General features: G+C 47.2%; 12 protein-coding genes. All 12 read right to left on the reverse strand.

The genetic code is table 11. From position 1 onward, the window contains the following. Positions 1–22: 22 nt before the first annotated feature. Entirely contained in the window at positions 23–970 is a 948-nt protein-coding gene (locus LZG74_RS15765; protein WP_233797503.1) for an ABC transporter permease, read from the reverse strand. A 62-nt stretch (positions 971–1,032) separates the two neighbouring features. After that, positions 1,033–2,535 (reverse strand): sugar ABC transporter ATP-binding protein, encoded by a 1,503-nt coding sequence (locus LZG74_RS15770; RefSeq protein ID WP_233797504.1) that lies wholly within the window; start codon positions 2,533–2,535, stop codon positions 1,033–1,035. Positions 2,536–2,734: 199 nt separating this feature from the next. After that, positions 2,735–3,895, reverse strand: a complete 1,161-nt coding sequence (locus LZG74_RS15775) for a Gfo/Idh/MocA family protein (protein ID WP_233797505.1) — start codon at positions 3,893–3,895, stop codon at positions 2,735–2,737. Positions 3,896–3,915: 20 nt separating this feature from the next. Continuing rightward, the gene (locus LZG74_RS15780) at positions 3,916–4,977 is read right to left on the reverse strand and encodes a sugar phosphate isomerase/epimerase (protein ID WP_233797506.1); all 1,062 of its coding nucleotides are present in this window, start codon (positions 4,975–4,977) and stop codon (positions 3,916–3,918) included. A gap of 18 nt (positions 4,978–4,995) precedes the next feature. Further along, on the reverse strand, positions 4,996–6,210 hold the full coding sequence (locus tag LZG74_RS15785; protein WP_233797507.1) for a class I mannose-6-phosphate isomerase: 1,215 nt from the start codon (positions 6,208–6,210) through the stop codon (positions 4,996–4,998). Positions 6,211–6,409: 199 nt separating this feature from the next. After that, positions 6,410–7,492, reverse strand: coding sequence for an aldose 1-epimerase family protein (locus tag LZG74_RS15790; protein WP_233797508.1), 1,083 nt, complete (start codon positions 7,490–7,492; stop codon positions 6,410–6,412). Between the two features lie 48 nt (positions 7,493–7,540). Next, positions 7,541–8,347 carry an alpha/beta fold hydrolase gene (locus LZG74_RS15795; RefSeq protein WP_233797509.1) on the reverse strand — a complete coding sequence of 269 codons (807 nt, stop codon included), beginning with the start codon at positions 8,345–8,347 and terminating at the stop codon, positions 7,541–7,543. A gap of 4 nt (positions 8,348–8,351) precedes the next feature. After that, on the reverse strand, positions 8,352–9,179 hold the full coding sequence (locus LZG74_RS15800) for a sugar phosphate isomerase/epimerase (protein WP_233797510.1): 828 nt from the start codon (positions 9,177–9,179) through the stop codon (positions 8,352–8,354). 33 nt (positions 9,180–9,212) lie between these two features. Then, complete coding sequence (locus LZG74_RS15805; protein ID WP_233797511.1) at positions 9,213–10,280, reverse strand: ThuA domain-containing protein; 1,068 nt, start codon at positions 10,278–10,280, stop codon at positions 9,213–9,215. 24 nt (positions 10,281–10,304) lie between these two features. Further along, positions 10,305–11,156: a sugar phosphate isomerase/epimerase gene (locus tag LZG74_RS15810; protein ID WP_233797583.1), complete on the reverse strand. Its 852-nt coding sequence runs from the start codon at positions 11,154–11,156 to the stop codon at positions 10,305–10,307. A gap of 35 nt (positions 11,157–11,191) precedes the next feature. Next, the gene (locus LZG74_RS15815; protein ID WP_233797512.1) at positions 11,192–11,956 is read right to left on the reverse strand and encodes a DUF1080 domain-containing protein; all 765 of its coding nucleotides are present in this window, start codon (positions 11,954–11,956) and stop codon (positions 11,192–11,194) included. A 233-nt stretch (positions 11,957–12,189) separates the two neighbouring features. Continuing rightward, a complete protein-coding gene (locus LZG74_RS15820) occupies positions 12,190–12,744 on the reverse strand; it encodes a fasciclin domain-containing protein (protein WP_233797513.1) in 555 nt (184 codons plus the stop codon). Positions 12,745–13,014 lie beyond the last annotated feature (270 nt).

Below are 13,014 nucleotides of genomic sequence, written 5' to 3' on the forward strand. Positions count from 1 at the left end.
TGACTAAACAGTGCGCTTCATGCTAGCGATCCTTCTTACCCATGCTATCCAGCACCACAGCGCCTATGATGATAATTCCCATCACAACCTGCTGATAATAAGACGTCACATTCAGCAAATCCAGACTATTACTAATCACACCTATCAGCAATGCGCCGATTAATGTGCCCGTCATGGTGCCGGTGCCGCCGGATGTGCTCGTGCCGCCAATGATGGCTGCGGCGATAGCGTCAAGTTCAAAACCTGCTCCGGCATTTGGCTGGCCGGTTGTGATCCGGGAAGTGAGTAAGATGCCGCCCACAGCAGAAAGCAGGCCGCAAAGCGTATATACCCACATTTTGACATTGGTAACGTCGATGCCGGATGCTCGCGCTGCTGGCTCATTCCCGCCTACTGCGTACATGTAGCGACCGAGGACGGTTTTATTTAAAATAACGGAGCAGATGATGAAGGCGATGATCAGGATAATGATCGGGAACGGAATGCCGAAAAGATTACCGCCGCCTATGAAGTTGAAGGAATCGGATAAATTAGATATCGGCCGGCCTTTGCTTAAAATCAATGCTAAACCACGACCAATGGTCATGGTGCCGAGGGTTACGATGAAGGGCGGCACTTTGCTTTTTGTAATGACAAAACCATTGAATGCCCCGAAAAAGAGACCTGCGCCTAAGCCCGCCAGCAAAGGCACAAGCAAAGGATAAGTGTCCGGATGCGCGAACATGGCTGCGGAAACGCCCGCAACGGCGACCATAGAGCCGAGCGAAAGGTCGATGCCGCCGGTAATGATGACGAATGTGACGCCAAAAGCAAGCAATGCGTTGATCGAAACTTGCGTTCCGATGATCATGAGATTGGAAACCGTAAAAAATCTTGGTGTGCTGAATGCCAGTGCGAGGCATATTAATGTAAAGGCCAGGAAAATGCCGTATTGACTGAATTTATTAAGGCGGGTTGGGAGGATGTTCATGTTTACTTCGGGAATCGGCTTTCGGCCATCGCTGTTTTTAATGTTTGTCGGTAATCAAAAGCCTATGCAACCGCGTATTTCATAATTAATTCCTGTGTCGCTTCTTCCCTTGAAAGAATCGCAGTTTGCTTGCCTTTTGATAAAATCAGAATCCGGTCGCTCATTCCCAGTATCTCAGGCAGTTCGGAGGAGATCATGATGATGGCAATTCCTTTGTCGGCGAGATTTCGGATGAGTTTGTATATTTCGAATTTCGCTCCCACGTCCACGCCACGAGTCGGTTCGTCTAGAATGATGATCTCGGGAGAAGCCAGTAACACTTTTCCGATGACGACTTTTTGCTGATTGCCGCCGCTCAGATAAGTGACTTTCTGGTTCATATCAGTGGTTTTAATGCGCAGATCAGCGATTATTTGCTCGGTGGATGCCTTTTCGCTGTTTGTATTGATGAAAATCCCCTTCCGATGCCGGTTCATGCTGGCTAATGTGGTGTTGTCTTTGACCGACATGCCCGGAATAAAACCCAGGCCCTTGCGATCTTCGCTTACATAGCCAATGCCGTTTTCAATGGCCTGCCGCGGGGTTTTGTTGACGACTAATTTGTTCTTAATGATAATTTCGCCGCCATCCTGTTTATCCAAACCAAAAATCACCCTTGCAATTTCGGTTCGCCCGGCGCCCATTAGTCCTGCAAATCCCAATATTTCTCCTGCACGGACTTCAAAATTGATATCTGTAAACTGATCCTTTTTGCTCAAACCCTTCACTGAAATCACCAGATCACCTTTTGCATGATTGGACTCCGGAAACATGTCCTCGATTTTCCGCCCGACCATCATCGAAATAAGCGACTGTTTATCCAACTCGGAAGCGTTTTTAGTAGCAATGTATTTCCCATCGCGCAGCACGGTTATGGTGTCCGAGATCTCGAAGATCTCGTCCATCTTGTGTGAGATGTAAATAATGGCGACTCCCTTTGCTTTCAGGTCTTTAATGATCTTGAAAAGTGTATCCACTTCCTTATCGGAAATGGCCGATGTCGGTTCGTCCATAATGATCACTTTTGCATTATTTGAAATCGCTTTTGCAATCTCGACCATCTGCATTTGCGCTACGCTCAGATGCTTCATTTTGGCTTTGGGATCAATGTTGACGCCCATTTCGGTCAGCAATGCTTCTGCTTTTTGGTTTACGGCAGCATCATTCTGCCAGCCGGAAGCCAAGCCTGTTTTTCCGGAAACTTCTCTCTCTCGGCCTAAAAAAATATTTTGTGCAACAGTAAGCTCCGGAATGATGAGGATTTCCTGGTGGATCATGGAAATGCCTCGCTTCAATGTGGCGCTCACATTGCTGTTCCTTAAATCAGCCCCCTCAAAAATGATTTCACCCGAATCCGGCGCAAGCAGACCAATCAGGATTTTCATGAAAGTCGACTTACCGGCTCCATTTTCGCCCATTAAGGCATGTACTTCTCCTCTTTTCAGTTCAAATTGAATATTTTCCAATGCTTTCACACCGGAAAATGATTTTGTCAGATTTGAGACTTGGAGGATTGGTTCGGCCATCGTTTTTAGTAAAAAAGGCTCCACACATTCTGATGTTCTGGATGTGCAGAGCCTTTGTGTTTTCCTGGTTTCTGACTCTGGCGGGATCGTTCTCGATGCAGCTCGATCCCGAGGTCTTCGCCCGGAACCCAGGGTTGAAACCCTGGGTTTGGAAATGGGTTGAGCCTGACGGCTCTTTGTTTTGCGGACCCTTTGGTATTTAGCCTTCCCAGGTTACGTTTGTGTCTTTCCAGCTCTTTGATGCGGCAGAATCCAGCACTGCTTCGCAGACTTTCTGGGTTTCGTAAGCATCTTTGAATGTTGGTCGGCACGGCTCATCGGTTTGCAGGCTTTCGAAAAAGTCCGCGGCTTGGTGGATGAATGAATGTTCGTAACCAATGCTGGTGCCGGGGATCCACCAACGCTTCATGTAAGGCTGGTCGCTATCTGTTACCAAAATTGATCTCCAACCGCGGACGATCGATTCGTCGCTGTGATCGAAGAATTCCAGACGGTTTAAATCGTGAAGATCCCAGCGGATGGATGCGTGTTCACCGTTGATTTCAAATGTATAAAGTGCCTTATGGCCGCGTGCGTAACGCGTTGATTCAAAAAGGCCTAGCGAACCATTATCAAAGTGACAGTGGAAAATACAAGCATCATCTATGCCTACTTTTTTCACTTCGCCGCTGGCTGAATGCACGCGTTCTTTGATAAATGTCTCGGTAACAGCCGAAACGTCCTTAATGCCACCGTTGATCCACATCGCTGTGTCAATGCAATGTGCCAGCAAGTCGCCGGTAACGCCGGAACCGGCTGCGTCCACATCCAGTCGCCACGTTGCGGCGCCTCCTTGGGGAACATCCGGATTGATAGTCCAGTCTTGCAGGAAATTGGCACGGTAATGGAAAATACGGCCTAGTTTGCCTGAATCGACGATTTGCTTGGCTAATGTTACGGCAGGAACGCGGCGATAATTATACCAAACTGTGTTTTTAACACCAGCTTTTTCAATGGCATCCACCATGGTTTTGGCTTCCTCCAATGTTCTTGCCAATGGTTTTTCGCAAAGGATCATTTTGCCCGCCGCAGCAGCCGCAATCGCGATTTCGGCATGCGTGTCATTGGGTGTGCAAATGTCGATTGCGTCAATGTCATCGCGCTCGATGATTTTTCTCCAATCCGTTTCGATGGATTCGTAACCCCACTGCTCAGCAAATGCACGCACTTTTTCTTCGTTACGCGAGCAAACTGCCTTTAAAACAGGGCGATATTCCAGCTCTGGGAAAAAGTCGCCGATTCTTTTATATCCATTGGAATGCGTGCGGCCCATTAGTCCGGTTCCGATCAGCGCGATCCTGATTTCTTTTTTATTTGACATATTCCTGAATTCAAATCGGGTTAAACGATGGGAGAAATAACTTTATCTTCCTGATACCAGCCATGCGCCTGACGCACTTTTATCAGCGCAGCAAGAATGTCATTCCAGGTTTGCTGGTTGGTCATCACCTCGTTCGGGAACATGCAGCCATCCCAGCAAATGTGACGAAATGCCTTGGTAATGTTGCCGTTTTCATCCCGCATCCAATATCCGGCGTCTTTTGTAATGTCCAATCTGCCGTTTGGATCGGTGGCCAGGCAGTGACGGCCCGTTTTATCGTGCGAACCTGTTCCGTGAACCGTTCCGTCGTTTTGTGCAACGTGGAAATCGAATGTATAAGGACGCAATTCAGCAGTCATCTTTTTCAAACCTTCTTCCAATGCAAAGCGGTCGCCCCACTGGAAATCAACTGGTAAAATGCGATGTTCAGGTGCATTGTAACCTAGCAGATAAAGGAATGTATGCGACATATCAGCCTGGAAACCCATATTCGGACGATCCACAGCATGCAATGTGTCAAGCATGGCACGCCAGCTATGCATTCCACCCCAGCAGATTTCCCCTTCGGCAGCGATTTTTTCACCAAAATCAGCAGCAACATCACAAGCGCGTCTGAATGTTTCAGCGATTTGCTTTGTGTTCGCAGCTGGATCCACAGCCCAAACTTCGGGTGAAGCAGCTGAGTCGACCCGGATTACACCGCCTTCACGAAGCCCCAGGTCACGCAGTTTTTTACCAAAAATACAAGCCTGGCGCACCTGCTCCACGAATGTGTCTTTCGCCTCCTTAGTCCCCATCGCAGAACCTGCCCAGACATTCGCCACAAGGCTTCCCACTTCGAGGTTAAGGCTGTTTAGCTTTTCAGCCAGACGTTCCGCGCCGCCTTCCTGGTTCATATAAATACCAACATGCGGGTCGAAAAGGCCTAAGTCAACGCCGTCAAAACGAACGCCATCCACTTCCGCAGAGGCCGTTTTTTCAAGCATTGTATCAAAAGAAATAATCGGCTCTTCATCAGAACCTTTCCCCACAATCCCAGGCCATGTGGCATTGTGAAGCTTAGGATAATTATTTTCTGGCATGGTTTAAGAATTTATTGGTTAAAGAACTAAGTCAGGATTTCCCGGACCGAAGTGTTTCAAGATTACAATTGGATCTGTTTTGGAAGGATTGCTGATCACAACGCCTTCTGTTGCAGCTTTTTCAGTTACAAAAAACTCATCATTTGTCAATTGTCCATAGCGGATCAATGCGGGTGTTTCAATGTCCCATTCACCAAACTTACCGTGGCCCTGCATCACGATCATTCCGTATGCGCCACCGTCTTTAATTGTTACGGTTTGCCCAGGGAATACGGTCAATTCTTTGGCACTGTAAGCTTCGTTTTTGTAGCAAATCCAGTTTTCGCTATATCCTTCTGCTTCCATTTCGGCAACATCTTTCACCGGTTTCGGACGCATGAAATGTTTCTCCATCAAATTAGGATTAACATTCAAATCCCAGTCGATTACTTCCATCAACAAGTCGTAATCGCCAATTCTGTCTTGCGGGGTGCCTTTCCAAAGCAACTCCTCGGGAATAACGGCCTCGTTCACAAGCGACTGATACATGGCGAAAATGTCCGATGCTTTCTGTGGCTCATACGTGCACAAGCTACCCGGCGCATGCAGCATGCCCGGAGGCACATCCCAGCCCGTACCCGGTTCCAGACGAAATGCCTGAGAGTAGTTTGTGATTTTATTGTCACCCTTTGTGAAGTTCATCAGACACTCCTTGATCTGCTCTTTGGTAGTTCCGGGAGCAATTCCAATGAATGTATAAGGAAAATCGCCGCCGTGGTTGTTGAGTTGTGGCGGGAAATAGTAGGCTTCCGGCTTTCCATTCTGGCCCACCATTGCGGCGTGCTCGTCTCTGTGGTGGATATGGTGCGGAAGCGGGCCCATGTTGTCAAAAAACTTGGAATACATCGGCCAGCTTTTGTATTGATCCCAAAGCCTGTCACCAATAATTTCACCTTTCAGCTCTTCCACCGCATCCCGCAATGTGACTTTTTGAACGCCTGATTCATCTTCCAAAACAATTTGGCTCAAACCTTCATTTTCGCCTGTCAGCGGCCCGTTCTCCGCGGGAGTAGTAGAAGATAACCAGCGCTCATCGATACCGCCACGCTCTCCACCCAGTACATAATAATCGTCCGGATGTAATTTGATCCTGCGGCCGGGCACACAGAATGAACGCGGCACCCAGGTTGGCGCCAAACGCAAAATCCCTTTTCCCTGCTCTAACGCCTTTTCAGCTATACTCGAAAGTCCCATTGTGGTTAATATATTGGTTTAGTAATTAATAATAATATCAGTCTTTGTCAGCCTGTGACTCGCCTCTGTCAGCCTGTGACTTGCCCCGGTCAGCCTATAACTTGCCTTCCTTCTGTCAGCCCCAGCGGAGTCGAAGGCACTAGCGAGACGCCTTCGTTAGTAGCGCGCCTTCGACTCCGCTCAGGCTGACAGAGCTTCGCTAAGAAACATTTACATTTAAGACAAACTCATCAATCGCCTCTTTCTCATTCATAATGGTCAATTCCAGATCATAAACCTTCGTCTCCTCAGGCCCGATGAAAATCAACGTCTTATCCTCCCTGGCCTTCGCCTGACCGGACAACGGATGCGTGCTAGGTTCCAGTCCGGTTACGTATTCACCTTTGCCCCAATGTTGCCAGTTGGCCATCCAGGGCAGTTGTTCTTTTTTGAATTTTAGTCCAACAGCCAGACCGATTTTTTCATTGTAAAGCCCGCAAATGCTGTCGCCGAAAATATCTGCTTCAATGTCAACCAAAGCCACTTCTTCGCCACTTCCCAAGTGATCGTCCAATGGTGCGGGGCACTTTTTGAAATCTTTTCCTTCTTTAAAAATTCTGGCACTTTCTTCGCCATGCCTTGGATGCCATTTGCCTCTCCAAAGAATGTCCGTTCCTTCGTCAGCGAGCGGCCAGCCGAAATTGAAATGATATAAAAGCATATGCGGAGACGGCGTGTTGCCTTTATTGGTAACCTCGTCATGAATGCGGATTCCGGTTTGTCCTAATGTTGCCGAAATTGTTCTGCGCAGTTCCAGACTTGGCCCAAATGGTTTGGTTTCCCTTATAATGCCGGTAATGCTCATTTCCAGCTTCCCAGCTCGTGGCTCGGGCTGAATGATCGACACGATTTCTGCGGGTGAATTGCTGATCAGTCCGTGCAAACCTCTGTCTCCAAACTTGTCCGATTCCGGCCCGCCGACGTGTGTAAGGCCGCAAGTTGTAAGCAAGCCTCCGCCGAATGTTCTTAGCCAGTCAATGCCTTTATCAGAAAAAGGCTGCGGATAAGTGATGCCGCCATGGCTCAGCCAGGCCAGACTATGTTGATTGTAAAATGCCTCGGCAATGTCCATTGCCCTGTCAATCACCACTTTGAAACGCAAACCTGCGCCGGTGTTAATCCAGGCAATGCGTGTTCCTCTTCCTGCGCCATTGTCGAGAACAGAAGTTTCTATTCCGCCTATCTGCGCGTGATTGGATACTTTGTCTGTCCAGTCCTGATTTATATGTTCCGCACTTTCCATTTTGTATTAGGTCAATTCAAAAATAAAAAAGGCGCTCATCACCTCGTTTTAATGTGTTATTGAGAGAAAATCCCGCACTCTTAGGTTGAAATCATCCGTGTTTTCGAAGTGAAAAGCATGTCCGAGCTTGTTGTAAAGGAAAAGCTCAGCGTTCGGAATGCCGTTTGCGACTTCCTCTGCCATCCAAACGGGCGTGAAAATGTCTTCCCGGCCTCCTATTACCAATGTTGGTTGATATATTTTTGCCAAATCGTTCAGCGCGTTGTGGTTAATGCAAGCGGCGGCCTGACCTTCCAGGCCGTGTAAAGGCTGTGGATAAGGATTTACGGCATCTTGTTTTCTACCCAATTCAAGCTCTTCATGCTTTCTGGGATCATCCCAGGAAGATTTTGAAAAAATTAATAATTGAATGTAAAGGCTAAATTCCTCGGGTATGAACCGCGCTTTGCTGTTCATAATGTGTTGGAATAAACCTTTCGCATATGCATCGCAGCGCGCCCAGGGACACATTAACACCAATGATTTTACTTTCTTGGGATGCCTGATTGCAAGTTGCTGTGCAATGGTGCTGCCCATGGAACAGCCCACAACATTTACATTCTCCAATTCCAGTGAATCCAGCAGACCGGCGTAGTCATCGGCCATTTGTTCGCTGGTGTATGCGCCTGCGGGTTTGTCGGTTTGCCCTACGCCCCTGTTATCGCCGATGATGCAGCGAAAATGGTGTTTCCAATCGGCCACATGCACATTCCAGACTGACCCGGGCGCGGTAATGCCCATAATCAGCAAAAGCGGCTCGCCGGAGCCCCTTTCCTCGTAATACATGTTTATTCCGTTGGTTTTTATCGTTGGCATAATGCTATCTTAATGCTGGGATCAGGTCGTTTTGGATCCAGTTACCGTCGTGGGTGGTTACGAAATCGGGATCTTCCAGTGCTTCCTTTCCTTCGTCTTCACAAATGATCCAGCCGCTGTAATTAATGTCTTTCAGCCATTGCGTTACGCCTAGCAAATCGACTTTTCCCTTACCCATTAATGTAAATTCAGGATTTCCGTCCCAATCTTTATAATGAACGTGGTTAATGAGCGACTGATATTCTTTCATTTTGGAAAGCGGGTCCATATCACCGTTGATAATGTGGCCCACATCCGGCGTCCAGCCCGTAACCGATGCGTCCAGTCCTTCCAGCACGATTTTGTAATCTTCGGCTGTGCGGATAATGGATGTATGCGGGGAATTGGGATGGTAACTGCATGGAACACCTTTGTCTGCGGCACGTCTTGAAACCGTGTTAACAATGTTGACAAGGCGCTTCTGGCGTTCAGCAAGATCGTGGCGGCCCGTTGGAATTTGAACCGTATTTAAAACCGCACCCGGAAAACGTTGCAGAACTTTGATCGCATGATCCGCCACTTCGCGTTCGCGTTCGGTTTCTTCTGCCTCATTCCAATCCAATGCCAATGCCAATGCAGCCAGTTCAATGCCTTGTTCGTCCAACTTTGCTTCCAGCTTATCCGGATCGATCAAATCGCCCATCCAGGTGAAAATCGGTTGAATTCCGGTAAATCCGGCTTTCGAGATGACTTCAATCATATGGCCGAGCCGACCTTGATGCGTTTGACCGTTGTTGCTCATAAACCAGGTGTAAACCTCTGATCCAAAGCGAAATGGAAGTGTTTGAGACATTAAATGCTTTTTATTTTTATGTAAATCAAAAAATTATTTTGTCTTCTTTTTGACGATCTCGCCCGGCATAATGAGCGAGTCCCAACCTGCGAGGTCCGCAGGCTTAACATTGGCCTTATAACCGCTAAAATTGAATGTTGTAGGTTTGTAAGGTCCAACGAAAGCAATGTCATTGGAAGGCTTGATGTCCTTTTCCATGCCCATCGCCCAGAATGTTGCATTGAGCACCATGCGGCGGAAGCCTTCATTCAGCAAATCTTCGGAAGCGCCGTGCGTGGTTGTGAACGAGCGACCTTTTTTGCCGCCTTCAACCTGATATTCCTTGATCCAGGCAACTGGAAGCAGTTCTTTGGTTTTGTCGGGCTCGGAAGTGGGCGTCATGCCGTTGAGCACCTGTCCTCTGGCGAGCACTGTTCCTTTCGGCTCGGCCGTGTAGCCGCCGGATTGCACCCATATATCCCGCACAGCAGTCATGATCGGGTTTGCTTCCTGCCCTTTTTCAATAATGATTTTTGAAGATTGCTTGTGGTTGGTGCCATAGTGGGAAACCCAGGTTTCACCAAGCACATATTCGCCAAAACCATCTTTCCAATTGGCCTTATCGCCTTTATAATCCCAGCTATAATGTGCCCATTTCGGATTATTTTTAATTTCAAAAGCGTGGGTGGAAGTGCGGAATGCTACGATCGGGCCGCCGCGTTTGACGTAATCGTCAATGTGTTGCATCTCCTCATCCGGAAAGCTGGCGAAGCGCATGAACATGACGAGCAGATCGGCTTTTTCCAGAACATTAAGGCCCTTAATGTTGGAGCCGCCTGGAAAAATGTTGCCTGCGGAATCGAGCGCGTAGACAACCGTGCAGGTGAAGCCGTAATTTTTAGCGAGTATTTTTGCTAATGCAGGCAGTGATTCTTCGCCACGATATTCATGATCCGTCGCTATAAAAACAATGTTCTTTCCAGCGCCAGGACCCTTATCGCCTTTGTAAACGACCCGATACATTTCCGCATCAAAATCTTGTGCACGCACATTGGCTGTTTTCAAACAGAAAATAAAAGCGACAATGCTGGTCAGCAGCAAGGATTGAAGGACTTTATGCATGGTTCAGGAATATTTTTGTTTGGATCAAAGACCGTGTTTCAGGCTCATTTCGCGGATAAATTTGTAGCCATTCTCGGCAATGTCCCAAGGATCTGAAAACTCGCGCCATACGCCGATGGCATTGGCGAAATCCGGGTCGTTCCTTGAAAAAGCCTCAATCGTGAGCCAGCCTTGATATTTGATTGCTGCCAGGGAAGAAAATGCATCGTCCCAAAGCACTTGTCCGTCGCCAGGCGTTCCGCGGTCATTTTCGCTGATGTGCACGTGCGCCAGAACGGGCGCGATGGTTTGAAGCGCAGTTGCGTATTTTTTCTCCTCAATATTGGAATGGTGCGTATCGAACATGGCGCGCACATTCGGGTGATCGGCTGCTTTAACCAGTTTAAGCAGCTGCTCCATGGTGTTGCACAAATAGCATTCAAAACGGTTCAGCGCTTCCAGTGCGAATGTAATGTTGGCCTGAGCCGCATAATCAGCAGCGGCATGCAAAACTTCGCCAGCCAATGCATATTCCTGATCCTGAGCAGGTCGGTTCACAAAAACAGTATGCGCCGAGTGAAAGGGACCACAAATGATCCTGGCATTCAGGTCATGTGCCCGGTCTACCGCCCATTTGATTTTATCCAAAGCCCTTTGTCGAACCTCCACCGACTCGCTTACCGGATTTTCATCCGCGCCAAGCGTCATTACCGCACTGGTTTCCAGGCCGATATCCTTAGTGTAATTTCCAACACGCTGATAACCAGCTGATTCCTGCGGGCCCAAGTAAAATTCTGCTCCGTCGTAACCAATGCCTTTCAACCGGTCGAGTATGGGAAAAAGATCATCAGAAACCGCCGCCGTCCAGGCTAGCACATTAAATCCTATTTTATTCATTTTACTATCATTCCGGCCACTGCTGGCCATGTACGCTATTGTTTGATTCGCAAATCTTTATATTCCACTTTCATTGGCGGACCCACGTGAACCTGCACGCCAAGCAAGCCTTTCATTTTGCCATTAACCGTGTCATTATCAGTCACGTCGCTCATTAGCACGCCATTGATATAATGTTGCAGGCGGTTTCCTTTTGCAATAATGTGAAACTCATTCCAGTCTTCACTTTTGATCAATGTCTTCAACGAATCTGACTTTCCTAATGAGCCCGTTACTTCCAATCCTGTCCAGGCATTTCCTTTTACGCCTGCACGAACGGCTTCTGGCGTGTTCTCGCCTGTATAAGGCTTGATTGTCGTTTTCTGGCCGCGATAAGCGAGCGTTGTTCTTTTGCGCTCTTCGTAATTCTGGCCTGTATAATTGTTTTTTCCGTCAATATCGGCCTGGTAACCTTTCAGTGCAAAAGGAACATCTGTTAACTGTTCACTTCTGTAATTAATGCCTGAATTACCGGCTGTTGCGATCTTCACCGAACCTTTTAATTCAAAATCTGCGGGCTCGCCGCCTTTCCAGATAATGAATGAATTTGTTTTTAAAAGGGTCTCCGGCGTGATTTCTCCTACAAGATTCCCGTTTTCCACTCTCCAGTATTTCGGATCACCGTCCCAGCCTTTTAATGATTTGCCATCAAAAATGGATACGAAGCCTTTTTCTTTCTTCTGGGCCACGCATGAAATCTGGCTTCCGATGCTCAATAAAACGGCCAGCATAAGCGCGGCGCTGATAAATCTGGAATTCATTGGGTTTGTATTTATAGGTTTAGTGACTTCTGAAAAATAGGCTTCCCTTACAACAACGGGATTTTTTTGTTAACTACTCTTAAAAAAGCAGAAAATAATATCCAAAAATTCCTAAAATTATCCGTCGCACTATCCTGTACTAACCTGCATGGGGCACAAAAAAGGCGGGAAAGCCTAAGCTCTCCCGCCACATCACAACCACTCTACACAACCAAACTCACAAACTCAATTCATTAAGGCATCAAAACTGTGTCAATCACGTGGATCACGCCATTAGATTGATACACGTCTGCGATGGTTACTTTTCCTTTGTTTCCTTTTGCGTCAGTAACGATCAGGTCTTTTCCGTCCATAGAGAACGTAAGTTCAGCACCTTGCGCTGTTTTTGCCATTGCTTTTCCTTTTCCGTCCTTGATCATTTTTGCAACTGATTTAGAATCAACTTTTCCAGGAATAACGTGGTAAGTCAAAACCGAGGTCAACGTTGCTTTGTTTTCTGGTTTCAGAAGATTATCAACCGTTCCTGCTGGCAATGCATCGAATGCTGCATTAACCGGTGCAAAAACCGTGAATGGGCCTGTTCCTGACAATGTTTCAACCAATCCTGCTGCTTTTACAGCTGCAACCAATGTTGTATGGTCTTTTGAATTGACTGCGTTTTCGATAATGTTTTTGTTTGGATACATTTCTGCACCACCCACCATTTTAGATTTTTCCTGCGCAAATGCACCAAAAGCAGTCATTAAAGCCACTGCAAGAAAGCTTGTAAATTTCATCGACGTTTTCATAGGTAATAAGTTTGTTTTGTTTTATTACTCATATACGTCTTTACTCTTACAATCGATCGAACAGCAGAAATTAAACATTTGCGAGTAATACTTGCAGCTTTGCAAGCCAGAATAGCAACGCAAATGCCAGCGGCATAAAATATCGGTAGCAACCATGTATTACCGGGTTAAGACAATCCCGGCAGGGATGTAACGGCGTGAACAATGCCTGTCGTTACATCCCTGCCGGGATTTGCCAATTATCCGAAAAATTGTTTTTCCTACCAATAT

It is taken from the genome of Dyadobacter sp. CY327 (assembly GCF_021390415.1).
GTDB classification, from domain to species: Bacteria; Bacteroidota; Bacteroidia; order Cytophagales; family Spirosomataceae; genus Dyadobacter; species Dyadobacter chenhuakuii.